General features: G+C 39.5%; 17 protein-coding genes. 11 read left to right on the top strand and 6 right to left on the bottom strand.

Annotation, left to right across the window (positions count from 1 at the left end):
- Nucleotides 1-5: 5 nt before the first annotated feature.
- Nucleotides 6-2780, bottom strand: a complete 2775-nt coding sequence (locus ACK1I8_RS13015) for a carboxypeptidase-like regulatory domain-containing protein (protein WP_412465803.1) — start codon at nucleotides 2778-2780, stop codon at nucleotides 6-8.
- Between the two features lie 221 nt (nucleotides 2781-3001).
- On the opposite strand from ACK1I8_RS13015, the gene ACK1I8_RS13010 reads away from it, so the two are divergent.
- Nucleotides 3002-4903, top strand: coding sequence for an amidophosphoribosyltransferase (locus tag ACK1I8_RS13010; RefSeq protein WP_412465802.1), 1902 nt, complete (start codon nucleotides 3002-3004; stop codon nucleotides 4901-4903).
- A 484-nt stretch (nucleotides 4904-5387) separates the two neighbouring features.
- Here the strand turns inward: ACK1I8_RS13010 and ACK1I8_RS13005 are convergent, their stop codons facing one another.
- Complete coding sequence (locus tag ACK1I8_RS13005) at nucleotides 5388-6014, bottom strand: LysE family translocator (protein WP_412465801.1); 627 nt, start codon at nucleotides 6012-6014, stop codon at nucleotides 5388-5390.
- A 143-nt stretch (nucleotides 6015-6157) separates the two neighbouring features.
- Here ACK1I8_RS13005 and ACK1I8_RS13000 point away from each other — a divergent pair, with 143 nt between their 5' ends.
- The 7 genes from ACK1I8_RS13000 to ACK1I8_RS12970 all read left to right on the top strand — a co-directional run bounded on the left by ACK1I8_RS13000 (nucleotide 6158) and on the right by ACK1I8_RS12970 (nucleotide 13211).
- Nucleotides 6158-7594 carry an MFS transporter gene (locus tag ACK1I8_RS13000; protein ID WP_412465800.1) on the top strand — a complete coding sequence of 479 codons (1437 nt, stop codon included), beginning with the start codon at nucleotides 6158-6160 and terminating at the stop codon, nucleotides 7592-7594.
- A gap of 64 nt (nucleotides 7595-7658) precedes the next feature.
- Nucleotides 7659-8117: a deoxycytidylate deaminase gene (locus ACK1I8_RS12995; RefSeq protein WP_412465799.1), complete on the top strand. Its 459-nt coding sequence runs from the start codon at nucleotides 7659-7661 to the stop codon at nucleotides 8115-8117.
- Between the two features lie 264 nt (nucleotides 8118-8381).
- On the top strand, nucleotides 8382-8609 hold the full coding sequence (locus ACK1I8_RS12990) for a prevent-host-death protein (protein WP_412465798.1): 228 nt from the start codon (nucleotides 8382-8384) through the stop codon (nucleotides 8607-8609).
- On the top strand, nucleotides 8606-9004 hold the full coding sequence (locus tag ACK1I8_RS12985; RefSeq protein WP_412465797.1) for a type II toxin-antitoxin system VapC family toxin: 399 nt from the start codon (nucleotides 8606-8608) through the stop codon (nucleotides 9002-9004). The genes ACK1I8_RS12990 and ACK1I8_RS12985 overlap by 4 nt, the downstream gene beginning before the upstream one ends.
- Before the next feature lie 148 nt (nucleotides 9005-9152).
- Nucleotides 9153-10682 carry a glutamine-hydrolyzing GMP synthase gene (guaA, locus tag ACK1I8_RS12980; RefSeq protein WP_412465796.1) on the top strand — a complete coding sequence of 510 codons (1530 nt, stop codon included), beginning with the start codon at nucleotides 9153-9155 and terminating at the stop codon, nucleotides 10680-10682.
- A 120-nt stretch (nucleotides 10683-10802) separates the two neighbouring features.
- Nucleotides 10803-12014 carry an ABC transporter substrate-binding protein gene (locus ACK1I8_RS12975; protein WP_412465795.1) on the top strand — a complete coding sequence of 404 codons (1212 nt, stop codon included), beginning with the start codon at nucleotides 10803-10805 and terminating at the stop codon, nucleotides 12012-12014.
- A 30-nt stretch (nucleotides 12015-12044) separates the two neighbouring features.
- On the top strand, nucleotides 12045-13211 hold the full coding sequence (locus ACK1I8_RS12970; protein WP_412465794.1) for an RsmB/NOP family class I SAM-dependent RNA methyltransferase: 1167 nt from the start codon (nucleotides 12045-12047) through the stop codon (nucleotides 13209-13211).
- 819 nt (nucleotides 13212-14030) lie between these two features.
- Here the strand turns inward: ACK1I8_RS12970 and ACK1I8_RS12965 are convergent.
- The 4 genes from ACK1I8_RS12965 to ACK1I8_RS12950 form a co-directional block, all read right to left on the bottom strand.
- Complete coding sequence (locus tag ACK1I8_RS12965) at nucleotides 14031-14597, bottom strand: MarC family protein (RefSeq protein ID WP_029274105.1); 567 nt, start codon at nucleotides 14595-14597, stop codon at nucleotides 14031-14033.
- 79 nt (nucleotides 14598-14676) lie between these two features.
- Complete coding sequence (locus ACK1I8_RS12960) at nucleotides 14677-16026, bottom strand: porin (protein ID WP_412465793.1); 1350 nt, start codon at nucleotides 16024-16026, stop codon at nucleotides 14677-14679.
- 82 nt (nucleotides 16027-16108) lie between these two features.
- Nucleotides 16109-17566 (bottom strand): amino acid permease, encoded by a 1458-nt coding sequence (locus ACK1I8_RS12955; RefSeq protein ID WP_412465792.1) that lies wholly within the window; start codon nucleotides 17564-17566, stop codon nucleotides 16109-16111.
- A gap of 129 nt (nucleotides 17567-17695) precedes the next feature.
- Nucleotides 17696-19942 carry a sodium-translocating pyrophosphatase gene (locus ACK1I8_RS12950; RefSeq protein ID WP_412465791.1) on the bottom strand — a complete coding sequence of 749 codons (2247 nt, stop codon included), beginning with the start codon at nucleotides 19940-19942 and terminating at the stop codon, nucleotides 17696-17698.
- 324 nt (nucleotides 19943-20266) lie between these two features.
- Here ACK1I8_RS12950 and ACK1I8_RS12945 point away from each other — a divergent pair, with 324 nt between their 5' ends.
- The 3 genes from ACK1I8_RS12945 (at nucleotide 20267) to ACK1I8_RS12935 (ending at nucleotide 23926) form a co-directional block, all read left to right on the top strand.
- The gene (locus ACK1I8_RS12945; RefSeq protein WP_412465790.1) at nucleotides 20267-21703 is read left to right on the top strand and encodes an APC family permease; all 1437 of its coding nucleotides are present in this window, start codon (nucleotides 20267-20269) and stop codon (nucleotides 21701-21703) included.
- 931 nt (nucleotides 21704-22634) lie between these two features.
- On the top strand, nucleotides 22635-23204 hold the full coding sequence (locus ACK1I8_RS12940) for a hypothetical protein (protein WP_412465789.1): 570 nt from the start codon (nucleotides 22635-22637) through the stop codon (nucleotides 23202-23204).
- A gap of 5 nt (nucleotides 23205-23209) precedes the next feature.
- Nucleotides 23210-23926: a hypothetical protein gene (locus ACK1I8_RS12935; protein ID WP_412465788.1), complete on the top strand. Its 717-nt coding sequence runs from the start codon at nucleotides 23210-23212 to the stop codon at nucleotides 23924-23926.
- Nucleotides 23927-23928 lie beyond the last annotated feature (2 nt).

Here is a 23928-nt window from a genome sequence, read left to right as displayed (position 1 = left end):
AAAAATTAAAGTTTTAAGGATATTTCTGCGCCAAACGATGGAGCAGAATTGGGATACGTGTATGTGCCGGATGAGCTGATATAATAAGGCTGATAATTGAAAACATTAAATACATTGAAGGAGAATCTCAGCCTTTTCTTGATTTCCTTTGAAATAGACAAATGGAAATTCGGAACAATTTTTGGCACATTGTCTTTACTTATTTCTGATAATGGTTTAAATAAATGCCCGTAATCAGGGTTTTTGGCGTCAAAGTTGGTGATGGTAACATACCTGCCGTTATTGGTGATATAGGCAAATGGAATACCCGAATTAGGCGATTCAATTGATTTTTGAGCAATGGAGAAGTCTGCTATAAAATTAATCATAAGGCTGATCTTCGGAATATGTGTTGCAGAACTGATACGGCCATTACTTAAGTATGAAATTCTTTTAAGTGGTTCATAAAAGCCAACTTTTGCATAATCATCGCGTGTGATGGTTTGATCGTAGGTGTTACCCAATCTCGCGCTGTTGGTTTGGTAATTAGTCCTAAAAATTCCACCACTGAGGTTAAAAGAAGTAGCGATAGCTTTAATTTTCGGTGTATTCAAAATCAGTTCAAGTCCCTGGTTGTCAGCGCTTAGGTCGTTATCAAATCTGTGGTAAACAAAATAATAATTCCTGGTTCCGGTTTCGGTAATTAGTGGTTTCTGACCGGGTTGCGGAACCACGTTGTAGGTGGGCAATGTTACAATAACGGGTGTAGCAATAGTACCGATCCCATTTCTGGACAGTTTACTAAACAAACTGATTGAAAGGTTGAAACCTTTAATGTTAACCTGTGAGCTGAGTTCGATGGTTTGACTGTGAGCTGATTCCAGGTTTTCTGAATGATGATCGTAACGGTTTACATAGACCAGGTAAGTGCTTTCTAAGGCACTGCTATTGTTGTATGAATTGACTAAAGGAATTTCATAATAAGTTGGTCCTGGAAAACGTTGCGCCAGCGCCGGCGATTTAAAGGAAAGCCCATATGCCAAACCAATCTTCACCGATTTGCTGAGCGCATAATTTAAGTTAAGCCTTGGCGAAAATGATGGCAAAGCATTTTGAACGTCATACCTCAAACCTGCTCTTACATTCAATTCCTTTTTAAATAGCGGGAGTTTAAACATGTCTTCAGCATATAAACCAACATTGTTTTGGGGTACTGCCAGGTTAAAATCGTAGTACCTTTCAGAACGAGATGGTGTTAAGGAGGTTGTGGTAATGGCCGTTCCAGACCTTGGTCTGTTAGGATCGAGTACCTGTCCCATACCCTTATTGGCACCATAATCATAACCCGCTCCAAAATTTAAAAAATGTGTAACGTTTCCAGTTTTGAAATCGCCATTCAAATCAAGTTTTGCCGAAGCATTAACAGGCCTGCCATCAATCAGGGTTTGGGCCGTATAAATTCCCCTTACGTAAGCACCTTCGAATATTCCGGTTGACGTGGCATCTGAAACAATTACATAAGGCTCGTTTTTAAATTCTTCTTTATATGTTACCTGATGGCCTTCTGAATAGCGTAAGTTAATTGAAATGTTTTTAAGAAAGTTATTATTTATACGGTATGAACTTCTGTTGCTTACACTGAAATTCCAGCTGTCGAACCTCATGAGTGCTTTTTTAATATCATCCGGGTCACTTTTTACGCCGTCCAGATTTTTGCCATAATCAAGGCTTAAGGTGTTTTTTAACCTGGCTTCCCGGCCAAAAGTGTTCGAATACATTAAATTGGTATTGATCCTTTTATAGGCTTTAAGTTTATCACGGTTATCGGCAAAAGAATTTACATAGTTTAATCCAACATTTACTGAACCTGCTTTAGGTGAAATTTTAAAACCCTGCGAATAACCGTAAGAAGTGGCATCATTTCGGAGCTGCATGCGCACATAGCCTGGTGCCTTTCCAGCCTGCCTTTCCACAATAACTGCGCCGTCACTTAAATCTCCATATCTGGCGGGGGCAACACCCGAAATGACCTCTATACTTTCAATATTATCAACCGGAATCTGCCTTAAATCGGTCCCGCCAAAAGCATAATCACCTGAATAAGCTGTTCCTCTCGAACCATTTAGTCCATATCCTTCAGATGACAACAATGAGTTGCCAGCACCAAGCATACCCGGATTGTAACTCTGCATATTCATATTGTTGCTAATGGCATTGCCATCAACAATAATGGCTACACCAAAGGCATTGCTGAGCTCAAATTGTCCTCTTTGATTGGTGGTGGGTTCAAATGTAGACCGAAGGTTAATGCTCTGCACGCGCTGTAGAGATGGGGCCACAATTTTTCTGTTCGGTATCTGGTTCAGTAAGTCGCTTAGACTTAAGGCTGGGGTTTGCTCAATAATATCTCTGGAGATCATTAACGAAGAATTCGATTGACCTTCATAATTGCGTTTTGCATTAATATCAATGGTTTCTAAGCTTAAATTTAATTCTTGTAAAACGACGTTACCCAGATTAACATCACCGTCCAAAATTTTAATTTCTTTTGTTAAGCGCTTATAGCCAATAAAAGAAAATTCGAAGGTTATAGTCGTATTGGTTAAATTGCTTAGGCTGAATTTAAAAGACCCATCCCGGGTAGTAGTTCCGTATTGATTTGTTTCTACAATTCTAATATTTGCGGTAGGGATAGGCTGGTTATTTACGTCAACCACTTTTCCGGTAACCACATTCTCAATTTGCGCCAGCGAAGTGTAACAAATAAAGAAGAATAATAAGGATGTGTATAGTTTTTTCAATTTAGACTAAATCTTAATAATGATGCAAAAGTGTTAATTTTAACTTTCTTTTGCAAGTTATTTAGAATTATTCTAATTAATCATACAGGTTTTAACTCCGGAACTGCAGTGATGGTCTGGTTTTATCATCTGTCAGATAAAACTCATCATCACAAAAGAAAACACTTTTGTTTAGGTTCTGAATGTTTAAAAAGATAACTTTGCGGCTTCAAATCCATATAATGAGTGATCAGATAAAACACGAATGCGGAATCGCTTTTATTCGCCTGTTAAAACCACTTTCTTACTACCAGCAAAAGTACGGTACAGCACTTTACGGCCTTAACAAATTATACCTTTTAATGGAAAAACAGCATAACCGGGGCCAGGATGGCGCAGGTATTGCCACCATTAAACTGGATATGAAGCCTGGCAGCAGGTACATTAGCCGATACCGGAGCATGGCCTCTAACGCGGTAGCCGATATTTTCGAATATGTACAGAACAAATTTGTTGATATCCAGGAAAACACCCCTGAGTTAATGCAGGATACAGAATGGCTCAAAAACAATGTCAGCTTTATTGGCGAAGTTTTATTGGGCCATTTGCGTTATGGTACACATGGTAAGAACAGTATCGAAAATTGTCATCCGTTTTTAAGACAGAATAACTGGATGACCCGCAACCTGGTCATTGCCGGTAACTTTAACATGACGAATGTGGATGAGTTATTGGAGCAATTGTACGAGTTAGGACAGCATCCAAAGGAAAAAGCGGATACGGTAACCGTACTGGAAAAAATTGGTCACTTTCTGGATGATGAAAATCAGGAGCTTTTTGATCAGTATAAAAAAGAAGGGCACGATAACGTAGCCATTACCCATAAAATATCTGATAACCTGGATATCGCCAATATTCTTCGCCGCTCGGCCAAAACCTGGGATGGTGGTTATTCGATCTGTGGAATGGTGGGTAACGGCGATTCGTTTATTATGCGCGATCCGGCAGGTATCCGTCCGGCCTATTATTATTATGACGATGAGATTGTGGTGGCAGCTTCTGAAAGACCAGCTTTACAAACCGCATTTAATATTCAGTTTAAAGATGTCAGGGAGATCGATCCAGGTCATGCTTTAATTATCAAGAAAAATGGTGAGGTAAGCATGGAGCAGTTCCGCGAGCCTACTGAAAGATTATCATGCTCATTTGAAAGGATTTATTTCTCAAAAGGAAGTGATGTTGAAATCTACCGCGAACGTAAGCAGCTTGGCCGGTTACTGAGTGATAAAATTCTTCAGGCGGTTAATTACGATCTGAAAAATACCGTTTTCTCTTTTATTCCGAATACTGCAGAGGTTGCTTTCTTTGGAATGGTTGATGGCGTTCAGCGTTATGTACGGAATCTACAGAAAGAAACGTTGTTGCATAAAAAAGAGCAGTTAACAGATGGGCAGTTAGATGATTTATTGTCGCTGGCACCAAGGGTTGAAAAACTGGCTGTAAAAGATGTAAAATTACGGACATTCATTACCCAGGATGCTGATCGTAGTGAAATGGTGGCACACGTTTACGATACTACCTACGGTATTATCAATAACCACCAGGATACTTTGGTTGCACTTGATGACTCGATTGTACGCGGTACGACCTTAAAGCAGAGTATCATTAAAATTGTAGACCGTTTACATCCTAAGAAAATTATCATCGTTTCTTCTGCACCTCAGATCCGTTATCCTGACTGTTATGGTATTGATATGAGCCGCATGGGGCAGTTTGTGGCTTTTGATGCAGCTATACAATTGCTTACCGAACGTGGCATGTGGCAGGTAATTGAAGATGTATATACCAAATGTAAAGCTTCGTTATTATTGCCTAAAGAGGAGATTGTAAACCATGTTAAAGATATTTACAAGCCTTTTACCCCGGAAGAAATTTCGGCCAAAATTGCACAGATTATCACTCCAAAAGGTACTGTTGCAGAAGTTGAAGTAATCTATCAAAGCTTAGAGAATCTGCACGAAGCCTGTCCGAAAAACAAGGGCGATTGGTATTTCTCCGGAAATTACCCAACGCCGGGTGGAAACAAAGTGGTTAACAAAGCTTTCGTAAACTGGAAAGAAGGAAACAATCAAAGAGCTTATTAAAAGCTGTGTTGCTGAAAAAAATTTCTAAATAAAGAATAGCTCATATCGATGATATGGGCTATTTTTGCTTTTTACCACCGAGTTTGCACAGAGAGGGAGGGCATTGAGCGTTGCTATCAATAACAGAATCCAATTCGGGCGTCATTTCGACTGAAGCCATCGGGCTTTTCGCCTGCTACAAAATGGAGAGATCTTACCCTTTAGAATTCCCGCTTCCGTTTCACTCTATTCGAAATGAATCTTCCATGAGATTTTTACAGCGAAGACACAAAGCATATTTAGAATACTTGTGAGGTTGGATTCCGTTTATCTTGGTGCATTTTCCTGCCTAAACCTGACATTCGCGGAAAGCCCGGAGCCTGGTTTTTCACCGGGCGAGGACTTGCAGCATTGGCAGGACGCACATTTAATAGCAGCACTGGCATTGCTTTTCAAAAAAAACTATAAAACTAAGGATCAAAGAAAACAAGGCAATATTTATGTTTTATGCGTAAAACTTCAGGTAGGTTTTAATGATGAGCCAGAAAGCGAAAAAGATGATCACTACACCGGCAATTTTATTCAGCTTTTTAAGCGCATCTTCTTTTATTTTGTAACGGAGCTTGCTGGAATAAAAACTTTTAGCACCATCAATACTGAGTTGGGTGGCCATGGCAATAAAAAAGCAGACCAGTTTTTCATTAAGCATGTTGTTCAGCTTAACCGAGATTATACCGCTTACAATAATCCAGAACATGAGCGTAGAAGGAGTGAGGATACACATTAAAAAACCCTTGAGGACGTATCCTCTTTTGCTCACTTTTTGTAGCGTGGTGCTGTCGTAATGTACGGCGATTTTGGATACCAGGTAATAGATACCAACTGCAAGCAGGAACACGCCGCCAACAGTGCCTATATATTTATCAAATTCTGCTTTATAATCAACAAACTGGCTACCAAAAAGTACCAGGGCAATCAGAATAATATCACTGAGTATGACGCCTATCGCTAAAGAGAAACCCGCTTTGAAGCCCCTTTCTATGCTGGTTTTGATCATTGCAAAAAATACAGGCCCTGTTAAAAACGATGAAATAATCCCTGCTCCTATACCTAGTAATATGGCTTCAAACATGCATTTTATTGTTAAGAATATGCGAATATGCAATTTTATACCTAAACATGTAACATTTATTTTTGTTGCACAGGTTGCATAAAAAATACTGGTTATTAGTTTTTTTTATTTATGTTTAGCCCCACTAAAACTAGATTTATAATATGAATTCAGAACAAACGCAAACTAAGTGGGCGCAGTTTATTCCACTGGTCACTGTATTCTTCTTTTGGGGCTTTGTGGCCGCCAGTAACGACATTCTCATCCCGGTATTTAAAAAAGCATTTGATTTATCGCAGGCCGAAAGTCAGCTGGTTTCATTGGCATTTTACATCGCTTATACGGTAGGAGCGCTAATTTATAACCTCATTTCAGTTATTATAGGGAAAGATATTGTAAATAAACTCGGGTATAAAAATTCCTTGGCACTGGGTTTAGTTATTTCAGCAGCCGGAACCTTACTTTTTTATCCGGCAGCCAATTTACACTCGTTCCCATTAATGCTTTCAGGCTTGTTTATCGTGGCTCTGGGTTTCTCTTTACAACAAACGGTTGCCAATCCGCTAGCCATTGCTTTAGGACCGATCAAAACAGGCTCACAGCGTTTAACACTTGCAGGTGGTATCAATAACTTTGGTACAACCATCGGGCCGCTTATTGTAAGTTTTGCCATTTTTGGTTCGGCGGCGAGTGCAAATACCAACATTAGTGTTGAAAGCGTTAAAATTCCTTATTTAATTTTAGGAGTGGCTTTTATAGCCGTTGCCGTTTTCTTAAAAATGTCATCATTACCTGATCGACCTGCTTTGGTGGAAGCTTCGGCAGATGATACTAAATCGATTAAGGGATCAGCATTAAACTATCCGCAACTGGTTTTGGGTATGATAGCCATTTTCGTTTATGTGGGTGTTGAGGTTTCGACAGCGAGTAACTTACCTGCCTATATGGAGAAGGATTTAGGTTTTGAAATCAAAGATATTGCACCTTATATCTCATTATACTGGGCTAGTATGATGATCGGTCGCTGGACAGGTGCTGTGGAAGCTTTTACTGATAAGGTAAGCACGCAAAAAATATTACGTTTTATTGCACCTTATCTGGCCTTTGGTATTTTCCTGGTGGTGAACGCCATTGCAAAACATGATCTGGCTCCTTTTTACGTTTATGCAGCTATTATTTTGGTGCTGATTTTAGCCGATATGGCCAGTAAAGGTAATCCAGCCAGAATGTTATTGATTTTCTCTGCTATTGGGATTACTGCTTTATTAATCGGTATGTTTACTACTGGTATGACAAGTGTATATGCCATTACCAGTGTCGGTTTGTTCTGCAGCACTTTATGGCCGTGTATCTTTACTTTAGCTGTTAGCGGTTTAGGTAAACATACCAGCCAGGGAAGTAGCTTTTTAATTATGATGATTATGGGGGGCGGTATTATCAGCTGGTTACAAGGTTTAGTATCTGAATTCACGGGCATTCAATACAGTTATATAGTAGGTATTATTTGTTTCGCTTACCTGGCATTTTATGCCTGGAGGGTAGCTTCTATATTAAGATCACAGGGAATTAATTTCGACCAGAAAATTTCTGGCGGACATTAATTTTTATTCCGGTATTTTAGCAGCCACAAAGATTGACTTCTTTGTGGCTTTTTATTTTTAACAAATGACAGATAAACCAAGTTTCGATTCGATATTTATGAACCTGGCTACCGATTTAGCTGCCCGCTCACACTGTGTGCGTGCGCAGGTTGGTGCCGTTTTAACTAAAGATACCCGCATTATCTCGATCGGTTATAATGGTCCGCCGGCCGGCACGCACAATTGCGACGAGGAGTGGCCAGAGCATGGTTGTGCCCGCGATAGCAAGGGAAGTTGCTCTTTAGCCCTCCATGCCGAAGAAAATGCCATTTTGTATGCTTCAAAAAACGGATCAAAAATAGAAGGATGCACACTATATACCACGCTGTCACCTTGTATTGCCTGTGCCCGCCTGATCTTATCATCAGGGATCAAACTGGTATATTATTCTAAATCTTATGCGGCGTACAAAGGTTTACCAAGTGATGAAGGAGTTGATTTTTTAAGAAAGTTTGGAGTAGAGGTGATTTTGATGGAGTCTTAAGGTTTAGTAGGTTAATCGGGTAAACTGCTTAAGTTGATTAATTTTAACTTCAACTTCGTCCATATACTTCCGATTCGGCAGCTATTGGATTTGTTTCATCATCCGGTGCCGAAGTTTCACTGGCAACTGTAAACTAAAAGTTCCTATCACGTTAATGGTGGATGATAGCCTGAAACCTTAGTATTCAACATCCGATAAACTTCATCTTGACAACTTGACAAGTTTTGTTTATATTTGATTATAATACTATTAGCTATGAAAACAATGTCGGTAGGAGAATTTAAAGCTCACTTTTCTGAAGTACTGGAAGATGTTAAGGCGGGTATTGGCATTGCTGTAACTTATGGAAGGAAGAAGGAAGTTATTGGCTATTTCGTTCCTGATTTGGAAGAAATTAATCAAGAGCGCAAAATAGGTATGCTTGATGGAAAAGCAGAAATAGTATTTAAAGATGATTTCAAGATTACAGAAGAAGAATTCTTAGGTTTATGATTTACCTTTTAGATACTCATGTACTAGTTTGGTCACTCATGTATTCACCTAAGCTTTCAAATACCTGTATGGGAATTTTAAAGGATAAGAAAAATACAATTTTAGTGAGTGCCATTAGTTTTTGGGAAATATCTTTGAAACATTCCATAAATAAGCTCGATATTTTGGGAATAATGCCAGAGGCTCTGCCTAAACTCGCAATAGAGGCTGGTTATGAACTTTTGCCCCTTTTACCTGATGATGTGGCTAATTACCATCATTTAAATGCAAACTGGCATAGAGATCCTTTTGATAAGATGCTAATATGGCAAGCTATTCAAAAAGATATAATTTTAATCAGTAGAGACGAAGATATGATTAAATACAGGTCAGCAGGATTAAAGGTTGTTTGGTAGTTATTGTTCATCGGTTCATTACTACTGATTTATTAGTAACTGCAAATTGAAAACTGTCTTCGGACTCCGGACTGCCGGCTTCTGACTTTTCCACTAAAAATATCCAATCTCCCCTCTCAAATCTCGTATCTAATTGGTACCTTTGCGGATGCAAGAAAAAATCATTATCGTCGATTTTGGTTCGCAATTTACACAACTCATCGCCCGCAGGGTTCGCGAACTAAATATTTACTGTGAAATATATCCATACAACAATCTTCCTGAGGTTACGCCCGATGTAAAAGGTGTTATCTTCTCTGGCAGTCCATATTCCGTTCGCCAGGAAGATGCTCCTCAGATTGATTTATCAAAATACCATTTAAAATATCCATTACTGGCGGTTTGTTATGGCGCACAATACATTGCACAACACTCAGGCGGTTCCGTTCAGCCATCTTCAACACGTGAATATGGCCGTGCTAACCTGAATTTTGTAAATCAGGAAAACAAATTATTTAAAGGGATTAATATCGGTTCGCAGGTTTGGATGAGCCATGGCGATACCATTACCAATATCCCTGAAAACTTTGAGTTGATTGCCAGTACTGATAGCGTGAGGGTTGCAGCCTATCACATTAAAGATTCTGATACTTATGCCATTCAGTTTCACCCTGAGGTTACACACAGTATTGACGGAAAAATTCTTTTAGAAAATTTCCTGGTAGATATCTGCGGATGTAGCCAGGATTGGACTTCAGCTGCTTTTGTTGAAACCACCATAGCCGATATTAAAGCTACTGTAGGTGATGACAAAGTGGTTCTGGCCCTGTCGGGGGGGGTGGATAGCAGTGTTGCCGCGGTGCTTTTGCATAAGGCCATTGGTACAAACCTGCACTGTATATTTGTAGATAATGGTTTATTGCGCAAAAACGAATATGAAAGTGTTTTAGAGCAGTATAAAGATTTTGGCTTAAATATTAAGGGCGTTGATGCGAAAGATAAATTTTTGGGTCAGTTAGCGGGCGTAGAAGATCCTGAAACAAAGCGTAAAATTATTGGCCGTGTATTTATCGAGGTTTTTGATGAGGAATCCCACCTGATCCAGGATGTAAAATGGCTGGCTCAAGGTACCATCTATCCTGATATTATCGAATCCGTATCGGTCAAAGGTCCATCTGCAACCATTAAATCGCACCATAATGTGGGTGGTTTGCCAGATTTTATGAAACTTAAAGTAGTAGAACCACTTAAAACTTTGTTTAAAGATGAAGTAAGGAGAGTAGGTACTGCATTAGGTTTAGAATCGTTTATTTTAGGGCGCCATCCTTTTCCAGGGCCGGGCTTGGGCATTCGAATCATCGGAGAAGTTACCCCTGAAAAAGTGGCGATTTTACAAGATGCAGATAAAATTTATATCGATAATTTGAAAGAAGCTGGTTTATACGATAAAGTATGGCAGGCTGGAGCGATCTTTTTACCCGTAAGATCGGTAGGGGTGATGGGCGATGAACGTACCTACGAAAATGTAATTGCTTTAAGAGCGGTAGAATCACTTGATGGCATGACCGCAGATTGGTGCCACCTGCCTTATCCGGTATTGGCTAAAATCTCAAACGAAATCATCAACAAAGTTAAGGGAATCAATAGAGTGGTTTATGATATCAGCTCTAAACCACCGGCAACTATTGAGTGGGAATAATTCCGGTTTGGAGTTGTGACTTTTTAGTTTGGAGTTTTTATTCCATACAACATAAATAATGGGCTTATGCTAGCAAGGTGGAATAAACTTTGCTAGCATATTTTGTTAAAAACGATAGATATGAATTTAAAGAAGGTTTATGGGTTGCTGATTTTGTTTATGATAGTTTTGGGCGCCTGCTCGCCTAAAATCAGAACACCTAAACCTGAAACGGGTAAACCGGTTGAAAAAGAAAAACCTGTTGACAAAAAGCCAATCAAAAAATTTTCGCAGGCAAGCGTTTCGCTGCTGGTTCCTTTTAAACTGGATCAGCTCAATTTAAAAACAGCTACAAAGGCCGAGATCGAAAAGTATGCCATGCCTATCGATTTTTATCAGGGCTTTAAATTGGGGTTGGATTCTGCTGCGGCCCTGGGTTTGAATTTTAAACTAAATGTTTTCGATACAGAGGATGACAATGCCCATATCGCGCTCTTATATAAGAATGAACGTTTTAAGCAAAGCAATTTGATTATTGGTCCTGTTTTTCCTGATGGATTAAAGTTTATTTCTAATTATGCCAAAGAAAATGATGCCATTATTGTATCTCCTTTAGCTGCATCAGAACCCACAGAATTCAATAATCCAAATCTGGTATCCATTGTAAATAATATTGGGCTACATGGGAAAAAAATAGCTACTTATATTGCTAAAAATTACAATCCTGCCAATACGATAGTGATATTCATCAACCCCAAAAAAACGGAAGATGAAGCTTTTGCAGCGCCCATAAGAAATTATCTTCGGGCCAATAGTAAATTTGTTGTTCAGGAATATGCCTCAGCCTATGCTTTTGAAACCAGGATGATCAAAGGCAAACAATATGCAGTGGTGCTGTCCTCTTCAGACCGTGCTTTTGTGCTGCCTACCATTGAAAAACTGTATAAATTAAAACATCTTAAAACGGGTGGGTATAATATCTCGCTTTTTGGTCATCCAAATTGGGTAAAACAAAATTACCCGGCAGATAAGCTGCAGGGTTTGAATACCATCATCAGTTCTTCTTATAAAATTGACTATAAAAACCCTAATGTGATTACTTTTATCAAAAAGTATCGCTATAGATATGGTTTTGAGCTTGGGGAGTTTGCTTTTAAAGGTTTTGATGTCGGCTATTATTTCGGCAGGTTGCTGGCAACCTATGGCGAAGATTACAGGAATTATATCGTAAAAGATAAATACAAAGGGCTGCATAATAATTTTTCATTTATCCGTGATGAAAAATCGGGCTATATTAATACCAGTTTAATGTTATTGAAGTATAAAAACTTCGCGTTAAGCCCAGTTGAGTAATCTATAATTTTCTTCCATTTTAATTATCGCATGAGAGCAGATCATCAGTTAAGAGCCTTTGAACAGATTTTAAATAGTTATGATGGTAGCATGCCCTTACATCGCTTTCTGCCGGCCTATTTTAAACAGCATAAGCAAATGGGCTCATCTGACAGGCGATGGGCAACACGATATATCTACAGTTTTTTTAGATTAGGTAAGGCTTTACCGTCACTACCTGCCGAAGAGCGGTTGAGTATTGCAGATTTTCTATGTCACGATACGATAAGCCTGTTAGTAGAAAAGAACCTGCCCGGTTTAAAGGAAAGCATCACGGAGTCGCTCGAAGAAAAATTAGCGCTGATCAAAGCTAAATATCCTGATTTTGATGTGGAACAGATTTATCCTTTTCATGTTGCACTTTCAGGCGGCATTGATAAAGAACCATTTTTTACCTCGTTTTTTAAACAGCCCGATCTGTTCATCCGGGTGAAAGCTGAAGATTCAGCAGCCATTATTGCCAAGCTGAAAGCTGAAAACATAACTGTTAAAGCCATTACTGATACTGCCCTGGCCTTGCCCAATGGAACCAAGCTTGAAACTATTTTAAAAGAAGGAAGTTATCAGGTTCAGGATTTATCTTCACAACATACTGGTTTGTACTTTAAGCCAAATAAATGGGATAAATGGTGGGATTGCTGTGCAGCCTCGGGCGGAAAGACTTTACTGCTGCACAGTTTTGAACCGGTAATTGAACTTTTGGTTTCCGACTTGCGGGAGAGCGTGCTCTTAAATTTGGATGAGCGTTTTCGCCTGGCAGGAATAAAAAAATACCACAAAAAAGAACTTGATCTTTTGCAGAACAACGATCAGGTTTTACACCATTATCAATTTGACGGAATTATTTTAGATGCACCTTGTACAGGTTCGGGAACATGGGGAAGAACACCTGAAATGCTTACTTTTTTTGAAGAACGCAAAATTAATCAGTTTACAGCCATACAGAAAGGAATTGCTCAGAACGTAGTGAAATACCTTAAACCTGGCAAAGCGTTGATTTATATTACCTGCTCTGCTTTTGCTGCAGAAAATGAAGCTGTTGTACAGCATTTGACCGATACCTTGCCACTGGAACTGGAAAAGATGGAATTGATAAAAGGCTACGAAAATAATGCCGATACCATGTTTGTGGCCAGGTTGATTAAACGACAGGATTAATCAGGATTGAGGGTTTTAAGATCAGGGTGCTTTTTAAGCCGCATTCAATTTATCTTTCTTCGAAAAATCGTCATTTCGAGCGAAGTGCAACGCAGCCGAGAAATTTAATTCGGCAGATCTCTCCCCGCCTGTACGGGCAGGCATTTCGCTACGCTTCAGTCGAGATGACTACAATTTAAGTATGTTCAAACCACGATTTGAAATTCTTTTTGAAGTATTTAACCGCTTCGATTAAAACGGCTATTGCTCCGATAATTAAGGTATATTCTTCAAAGCTGTTCATGATGTACGCTTTATGTTTAAATCAATATACGAAATTATTGTTACAAATTGGTGGGTGGATTGTCATTTATACCAGGTAGATCGTCATTTTATTGGGTTAAGTAAAGGAAATGACGTTTTCTTTATGATTTTAAATGATTTTTATTATGAAACGAGCGTTCTGCTTTTCATCGCTTCTCTACTCCCGCCATCGCTTATAGTCCTCGTTCCGCTACACTACACTCCGGGCTAACCGCTTTGTCGGGTTTATTGAACAAAGGCCTGTTTTTGCATCCGGATTAAACCTTTAATAGCGCTACCGCCTTGCCACCTAAACCTGACCGAAGTGAAAAACCCACAGCCTGAGGTACGAGGGCGAGGATTTGAAACGAAGGGCGGGGCTGCAAAGACACAAAAGTGTTGTACCTGCTTTCCAAAAAAAACAACAATAATATTTAAAAGTATCAATGTAGAACTAAAGTGGTTTTATAGATTTCTTCATTTCACTACCGATGAAAAATCGGGAAGTTTCAGAAATGAGGGCTTAGCCTGGGGTTCCTAAAGACCTGTATTGTTCCTGAACAATTTAATGGCAATAGCCAATAAAATTACCCCAAAGGCTTTGCGTAAAATATTCAGACCAGATTTGCCAAACAGTTTTTCAAGCCTGTTGGTATTTTTCAGTACAAAGTAAACAAACAACATATTCAGTATAATTCCCACTAAAATATTCTGGGTATGATATTCTGTTTTTAACGAAAGCAAAGTGGTCATTGTTCCTGCTCCGGCAATTAAAGGAAAAGCCAATGGCACTATAGATACTGTTTCGGGTGCTTCTTCCTTAAAAATGGTTAATCCCAATACCATTTCCATGGCGATAAAAAAGATTACGAATGAGCCTGCAATAGCAAAAGATTCAACATCCAAACCGATAACTTTTAATAGCGATTCGCCAACAAATAAAAAAAGGATCATTAAACCTGTGGCTACCAGCGATGCTTTTTCCGATTCGATATGCCCCGCTTTTCTACGTAATTCGATTACTACCGGAATGGCACCTAAAATATCGATAATCGCAAAGAGCACCATCGTTGTCGATAGGATCTGGCTTAAGTTGAACGTCATAAAATCAGATTTCATAGCAGAGCAATTTTAAGCAAAGGTAGCGGAATTTGTATCAAATCCTCAATGGCAACATCATTTATTAGAAATAGAATTGCGTACGCAAGGTAAGCACATTATCTTTTCTATCAGCAGTGTAACCCGAAAGCTGAGTGGATTCATTTCTAACAATGTCGTAATACAATACTGCTTTAAAGTGTGGGTTAAAATGATGTAAAAAGCCAAAACCAAAAGTATCAAAACGAACGTCGGCGGCCGAGAGTCCCTTATCGGCCAAAATGTCCATGCCTTTAACTTTGGCATTGGGGTCATACCAGTCGTATTTTAAAATGAGCTGGTTATCAGTACTATTCAATGTTTGTACAAAGGTAAAATAAGCACCGTTGAATGTTCTGGTATAATAGGGCAAGGCCAGCGATTTATTGTCTACAGGATACGAGCCTGGAGTAGTAGAGCTGGTTGAAGTGCCGGTTTGCAAGCCTGAGATTACTTCTGCCCTAAGTTCCGATTTCCAGCTTTTGGTTTTTGTGGCCAACTGAATATCTGCACCGTAATATCTCCGTGGCGCAACTTGGTTTACTGTTGAGGCAGAAGAATCTTTAACCATTCTCCATTGATCGTTGATCCTGTTCATTTTATAGCTAACAGGTAAACGATGGTTTAAGCCGCCTTGCAGTGTGCTGATGCCACCCGCGATGGTGAATTTATCAAATGCATAAGTTTTATGGCTTAATCTGAAGATAAAATCCTTACTGTTGTCGAACTCAGCCGGACCAGCCAGGCCTTGTCCATTGTAAATGCCAAAATCAAATACCAGATTTTTAAGTGCAGCGTCTTTCCATCTTGGATTTAGGGTGAACGTCACACCCAGATCACGTTCCGTTTTCATTAAAATCTGCGACATTCGTCCACGCTCCGGCGCTTCCCTGACAGATGAGGACAATTGCAGTTCGTTCCCGAAGGGGCGGCCTGAAAGGCCAAGCGTTACCGCTAATATTTTCCATTTGTTTTCATAATAACGGCCCCAGAAATCACGTATGGCAACTCCCTGTTCAGTCCCATCAAACTGTAGCACAAAATAGGTAGAAGGAGATCCATCTTCTGTTAACATCATGTAATCGGCCCTTAAGCGGCCCCTCCTCAATCTGAACCTGTTATTGGTAAATTCACCAAAATTCCCACCCTGGTATTCTGCCTGCGCGCCGTTTGATTGTGCAACCTGAAATTGAGGTTGCAAATATCCACTGAATGACAATGAACCGTATTTTTTGGATATGATGAGTAAATGATTTACCGTGGTAGAATCCATCACATCGTTAATTGTCCTTTGTGCATGCCCTAAAGTGGAAATAAATAGTAAAAAAGCAGTTAATGAAAAATAAATGCTTTTAATTTTGGCCGAATTGCGGTACATTTTGTCAGTTTTTTGCAAAGGTAACTTTATTAACAATTATTTAACATAAAAAAAGCCCCGACTTTATAATCGGGGCTTAATAAAACATATTGTTTTAAAACTACAATTCTGGTTTAGGAGGATCCACTGGTTTTACAATTCTTCCGCTATTTCCAAGAACCGAATTCTTTTTACCGTACAAGAAATAAATTGTCACACCCAATCCCATCCAGATGGCTAACCTGATCCAGGCTTCCAGTGGAAGTGATGACATTAAATAAACGCATACAATAATTCCCATAATCGGTACAAAAGGAACTAACGGCGTTCTGAAAGGACGTGGCCTGTCAGGATCCGTTTTGCGTAATAACATTACACCAATACATACTAAAGAGAATGCAAACAAGGTACCAATAGAAACCATATGACCTAAATCGGTAACCGGAACAAAACCTGCAAAGATGCTTACAAAAAGCATAAAGAAAATATTGGTTTTGAAAGGTGTTCTGAATTTAGAATGGATGGTACTGAAAAATTTTGGCAACAATCCATCTTTAGACATGGTATAGAACACCCTTGACTGGCCCATTAACATCACTAATATCACTGAGGTATAGCCTGCTAAAATAGCGATGATTAAGCCCATTTGCAACCAGCTGTAACCTGTTACTTTAAAAGCTGTTGCGGCAGGAGAAGCATCACCTTTGAAAACAGTATAAGGCACCAAACCTGTCATTACGTGTGCAAACAATACGTATAATATTGTACAAACCACCAATGAACCTAATATGCCGATCGGCATGCCTTTTTGAGGATTTTTAGCTTCCTGGGCGGCTGTAGAAACAGCGTCAAAACCGATAAATGCGAAAAATACCAGTGCTGCACCTGCTGCAATACCTGAAATACCAAATTCTCCTTTAACACCTGTGTTTGCAGGGATATAAGGCGTGTGGTTAGCTGGGTTAATGAATTTCCAGCCCAAGGCAATGAAAATAATTACCACAGCTACTTTTACAATTACCAAAATGTTGTTAAGGCTCGCAGATTCTTTGGTACCGCGTATTAACATTAGTGAAAGTAAGGAAACAATTACTACGGCAGGTAGGTTAATCCCTCCTCCATCTACTTCTGCAAATGATTTTGTTAGGTAGAGAGGCATTTCGAGTCCAAACTCATGCAATAGTTTATTAAAGTATCCAGACCATGAAACACCCACGGTTGCGGCGCCCAAGGCATATTCCAGAACAAGATCCCAGCCGATAACCCATGCCATAAACTCGCCCATGGTCGCATAAGAATAGGTATAAGCACTTCCGGCCACCGGGATCATTGATGCAAATTCTGCATAACATAATCCGGCAAAAGCACAGCCCACGGCTGCTAATACAAATGATAAAGTTACCGCAGGACCAGCATGGTCAGCAGCTGCAATACCAGTTAAAGAAAATAAGCCTGCACCAATAATAGCCCCAATGCCCAACGCGACAAGGCTTGTACTGCTCAGTGTCCGCTTCAGTGTGCCTTCACCGCTTTCAGCAGATTCTGCTATAAGCACATCAATAGGCTTTTTTAGATTCATAAGTTGTTTAGTCTTTTATGTTTGTTGATTTTATGATAATAAGCAGTAAACCTAAATAAAAATTACCAAAAAGAAAAAGAGATTCTGTTAAAATCCCTTTTATTAGTGTTTATCTCGATGTTTTTACAACTAATCGCCTAAAGTATCAGTCATATTTATTAAAGTATCTGTTTTTATGTTGCCCAAAGCATCGGTTTTTTGTTCAATTTTGATTTCTTTCCGAACTTCCTGTTTGTGTTCGCCTGCAATTGCTTTAACTGCGATGTAAGGAGCAATAACCAGTGAAACAATAGACATCAATTTGATTAAAATATTCATCGAAGGCCCGGAAGTATCTTTAAAAGGATCACCAACGGTATCTCCTGTTACAGATGCTTTATGCGGTTCTGATTTTTTGTAGTGCATTTCTCCATTAATCATTACACCCTGTTCGAAAGATTTTTTGGCATTATCCCATGCACCACCGGCATTACTCTGGAAAATGCCCATTAATACGCCCGTTACGGTAACGCCAGCCAATAAACCGCCTAAAACTTCAGGTCCGAACATGAAGCCCACAATTACCGGCGTAACCAAAGCAATCGCGCCCGGCATCATCATTTCACGGATGGAGGCTTTGGTCGAAATAGCCACACATTTTTCGTATTCGGGTTTGGCTTTGTATTCCATAATACCGGGTATTTCACGAAACTGGCGGCGCACTTCCTGCACCATGTCCATTGCGGCTTTGCCAACCGCCTGGATACATAAAGCAGAAAAGATAAAAGGGATCATCCCGCCTACAAATAAACCGGCCAGAACAGGTGCTTTATAAATATCAATGGCAGTAATACCGGCAATACCCACAAAGGCAGCAAATAAGGCTAATGAGGTAAGCGCAGCGGAAGCAATGGCAAAACCTTTTCCGGTGGCTGCGGTGGTATTGCCTACCGCATCTAAATTATCAGTACGTTCGCGTACTTCGGGTGGTAACTGGCTCATTTCAGCAATACCACCGGCATTATCGGCAATCGGTCCGAAAGCATCAATGGCCAACTGCATGGCTGTAGTAGCCATCATTCCTGCTGCGGCAATAGCAACACCGTATAAACCTGCAAAATGATAGGATGCCATAATTCCTCCGGCCAATACCAGAATAGGAATTACGGTAGATTTCATCCCTACAGATAAACCTGCAATAATATTGGTGGCGTGCCCGGTTGAAGATTGTTGAATAATGGAATTTACAGGTCCTTTGCCCATTGCCGTAAAATATTCGGTGACAATACTCATAATGGTACCCACTACCAAACCGACTATAATGGCATAAAATACGTTGATGCTCGAAAATTCGTATCCACGTAGATTAAGCGTTTCAGGCAACATCCATTTCACAATAAAAAATGAAGCGACTGCCGTAATCACAATAGACGACCAGTTACCCAGGTTCAATGCATTTTGTACATTCGATTTTTCATCTTTAATGGTGACGAACCAGGTGCCGATAATCGAAAATATAATGCCCAGCCCGCAGATGACCATAGGTAGAAGAATAGGAGACATTCCTCCAAAATTATCAGTTACGTTAATTTCCTGTCCCAACACCATGGTTGCCAGGATGGTGGCTACATACGAACCGAATAAATCGGCACCCATCCCGGCAACATCACCCACATTATCTCCCACGTTATCGGCAATGGTGGCAGGGTTGCGCACATCATCTTCAGGAATACCAGCCTCTACCTTACCCACTAAATCGGCACCAACATCGGCAGCTTTCGTATAGATGCCGCCGCCTACACGGGCAAATAGGGCAATGGATTCGGCACCCAAAGAAAATCCGGTTAAAACCTCTATTGCGGTTTTCATTTCAACGCTGTTAACCGAAACAACATTAAAATGCTTCAGAAACACAATAAACAAGCCACCTAAACCTAACACAGCCAGTCCGGCAACGCCCAAACCCATTACCGTTCCTCCGGTAAACGATACTTTTAAGGCTTGTTTTAAGCTTTTTCTGGCTGCCTGTGTGGTTCTCACATTAGCTTTGGTAGCCGATTTCATACCAATATAACCTGCGGTGGCAGAAAATACTGCTCCAATAATGAAAGAGATAGCGATAATCCAGCTTGAATGCATCGGGACACCTTTGATTTCGGTAATCGTTCCCGAATAAGCCAGGAGTGCTGCTGTAAAAACAGCAAAAATACTCAATACCCTCCATTCAGCTTTTAAGAACGCCATGGCTCCATCGGCTATGTGGCCCGCAAGTTCCTGCATGTTCTGGTCACCTGCATCTTGTTTGTTCACCCAGGCACTTTTAATGATCATCACGATAATGCCAACAAGGCCCAGCGCCGGAATACAGTAAATTAAATTGTTTTGTAAAAAGTTCATAGTTAATAATCGGTTTTTATATTTGGTTAGTGGTTATTTAATGGATTAACTGTTTGAATCTGTTAATTGTTTAAGCTGTTTTATCTACACTAAATACGCCGCTCTAAACTCTGCAGCTAGCCAGTTTGGTAATTTACTGCGGACTTCAGACTTCATACTCCGGACTTATACTTAGCAAGTTAATAAAATATTCTTCTTGTGATTAAATTTTCATGGCCATCTTAAATAAAATTTTGTTCAATTAAAATAATACAGGCCAAGCGCACCTATTTTCTTTTTTTTAAATAAATTAGCCACCAACTAAAACCAAACTAAAAAATGAAAATGGAAAAAGAAGAAGGATCTGCTAAAAGAAAGTTAAGCCTTTTTGATGCTACGATGCTGGTAATGGGTTCGATGATCGGGAGCGGTATCTTTATTGTAAGTGCTGATATCATGAGGAATTTAGGTTCTGGTTATTGGTTAATTGTGGTATGGATCATCACTGGTATTATGACAGTGGCAGCTGCAATTTCTTATGGTGAACTTTCCTCTATGTTTCCTAAAGCGGGCGGGCAATACACTTATCTGAAAGAAATTTTTGGTAAAATGATGGGTTTCCTGTATGGTTGGGGCCTTTTTACCGTAATCCAGACGGGTACTATCGCTGCTGTTGCAGTGGCTTTTGGTAAATTTACGGCCTACCTGATCCCGGCTTTAAACGATGCTGCTCCAATTTTTCAAAGCGGTGGTTATAAAATTACCTGGATCCAGATTTTAGCCATTGGTGTGATTTTGCTTTTAACTTATATCAATACAAAAGGCGTTGAGGGCGGTAAGATACTGCAGAATATTTTTACCGGTTCTAAAATCGTTGCCTTAATCGGCCTGATTATGTTAGGTTTTCTTTTGGTGAAAGACAGTTTTTGGGACGGAAATATGGGCTTTAGCTGGAATGCTTTCAATAATCTTAAAACAGATCCGAGTGGTAATTTCCTAAAATCTGAATGGGAATCTATTTCCGGAATGACCATAATGGGCGGAATTGCAGCAGCCATGGTGGGTTCGGTATTTTCGAGTGTGGCCTGGGAAAACGTAACTTTCGTTTCCGGAGAAATCGAAAACCCTAAAAAAAATGTAGTGCGTTCAATGGTTTTAGGTACATCGGCCGTAATGATTCTTTATTTATTGGTGAATTTTGTTTACCTCAATACTTTAAACAGAGATAGTATTGCTTTTGCGCTTAATGACCGGGTTGCGGTTGCTGCTTCAGAGCAGATTTTCGGCAGTGGCGCGGGTACCGTGATCATCGCATTGCTGGTGATGATTTCTACTTTCGGTTGCGTTAACGGAATCGTATTGGCAGGAGCAAGGGTGTTTCAAACTATGGCACAAGATGGCATGTTTTTTAAGGCAGCCCTTAAGAACAATAAAAACGGCGTTCCTGAAAGATCGCTATGGATGCAGGGCATTTGGGCAGCCGTTTTATGTTTAAGCGGTCAATACGGTAATCTTTTAGATATGATTTCCTTTGTTATCGTGCTGTTTTACATGATCACTGTTTTCGGAGTCATTTATTTAAGGATCAAACAACCTGCAATAGAAAGACCTTACAAAACCTGGTTATACCCAATTACGCCAATCATTTATTTATTAATCGGTGCAGCATTCTGCATATTGCTTTTAATTTACAAACAACAGTATACCTGGCCAGGACTTATCATTGTTTTGCTTGGCGTGCCGGTCTACTTTTTAATTAATAAAAAAGAACAAAAGGGTTAATTGTAATACTCTTGCTGATCAGATAGCTATTGGTTGTGGTAGCATGTTATGGCAATACAGATCCATAAACAAATTCACAGTGACAGAGTGCGGTGAAATTCACCACTAAACCTTACAGGTTTTTACATTAAGGGATGTTAGCCGTAAACCGGCTTTAGCTCTCCAATCTTGTTTGCGTTTGAAAATCAGCGTTCAGTGCCAATCGGTTCCGAAAGCCTCTTCCGATGAAAAACTGGGATTGTGTTCGCTGCTATCGGGTTTAGTTAACTTAAAGCTGTGCGGTATACCCTGCAACCTGAGCGACATAGCAGATTGGTGCTATAGTGTAAGGCCTGCAGGCGCATGCTTGAGTGAACGGGCAGGGATGAGGATGGGGCTCGAATAATGCTTGCTAAACAAAAAAGTACCAAAAACTTTAGTTCGTAATAATGGTTTACCCTAACCCCTAAACTGTATCATTTTATATACTCAGGTTTACAAAAACTGTATGTTTAAGTTAGGTATTGGTGAAAAAAATAAACAATCATATTAGCCTGTATGATTAGTTTAAATCCATTTTAATGCCGTCTAAACATTTATTTTTCTTTTTTAGGATTTTTCTTAGCGTTTGGTAATGAGCGCAGTCTCTGGCAATTGGCCTGATATTTGGTTTATCAACGCTGTAGCCCAGCGGTTAACTAATCAAATTTTAACCTTTAAATTTTAAAACTATGGCTTTCAAAGCTAGCTTAAATTTTTCAGGCAAAAGGTACCAGATACCCCAATATGCCTGTTCGTTAAAACGTAAGATAGATTTTCCATTTCATTGCTCTTCTATTGGCCCAAAGGAAAGGAGTATAGAACTTTAATCACTATCGGTTCAAGGATAACAAAAAATTTGATGTCCATGTCTCCAATATTTACCAATATTTCTTCAACATAAATTAGTTAAATGAAAATGATGCGCTTATCTGTTCGCCTTTATGTATTTTTTGTTTTTACTGCTGTTTTAGTTTGGTGTTTTGCAGGCTGTAGCGGAGGTGATCAAAAGCCAGATCAACAAAAAGGCCATCAGTTGGCAAAGAAAGCTAGCACTACCGATAATTTTCTTTCTTACACAGCTGCTTTAACAAAATTGCCTTTAAGCAAATTTGACAATTTGGGTATCGTTTCAACTAACAAAGCATTTGCCGATAAATTACCCATCAGCATTTACAAAGGCGAAGCGATTGGGCATGATAGTATCATCGTACATCCCTATAAAATCGGTGAAGTGGCTCACATTAAAGCAGCAATCAGATTACTGGTAGCGCAGTCCATTACAGATTCGTTAACTATAGGAGATTTTACCAGGTATTTTGGCGATATAAAAAAAGAAAAACCATTAATCGGCAATACCGAAACGCCCCTACCTGTTGAAATTACTGTTGATGCCAATACCGCCCTAAAATTAACGTTTAATAATAATAAAAAGTTAGCGCTTGCCCACGTAACCATGGTTGAGATTTTAAAATATAGATAATAGTAATGAATACGCTCGTAAAAATTAAGGAATATGATGCGCATGGTGGACCATCAAACGTTAAAATGGGAGATGATGGTCATGCACAAACCTCCACCACTACGGGTAGGTTTGTGATCAAAAGTATAGAAAAACATGTGAGTTACGGAAAATATGCCGAATGGTCAGGAATAGCATGGGGTACCGAAGTTAAAATAAACGGAGACGTTGTGATGGTAAAACATATGGGTACCTGGAAAAAGTTAACTGATGTTAACGCAGCTTGGGGCAAATATAAAAACGATCAGAAAGCCGTTAAAAATTACATTCTCAAATACCAGCGTGATCTTTACCCCAAATCACCTATCCCGACCAACTGGTTTTTTAACGATTTCGGGCATGTTTCGGTCAAATATTTTAAAGACCTGAACAATGACCGTAAAATGAATGGTAAGGAATATGTTATGGGCGATTTTATCCATACTACGCCACCTGATAAAGCGGCAACCGCTGCGGGTTTGCCTTTTCTATTATCAGAATCACATGGTTGCATCCATGTACGGCCTAAGGATATAGATACCATGATCGGGAATGGTTATTTAAAAAAAGGCAATACCATAGAAGTGCATCCTTATACCAAAAAGGTTATCGAATCATCTTTTAAAAGAAATGCAGCAGGTATGCCATTTGAGGTACATTTCTATCCAGGTATTTATAAAATTGCAGTTTATAGAACAATGTAGCT

The sequence above is a fragment of the Pedobacter sp. KLB.chiD genome (assembly GCF_047040275.1).
GTDB lineage: Bacteria > Bacteroidota > Bacteroidia > Sphingobacteriales > Sphingobacteriaceae > Pedobacter.
This window is presented reverse-complemented; position numbering and strand designations above follow the sequence as displayed.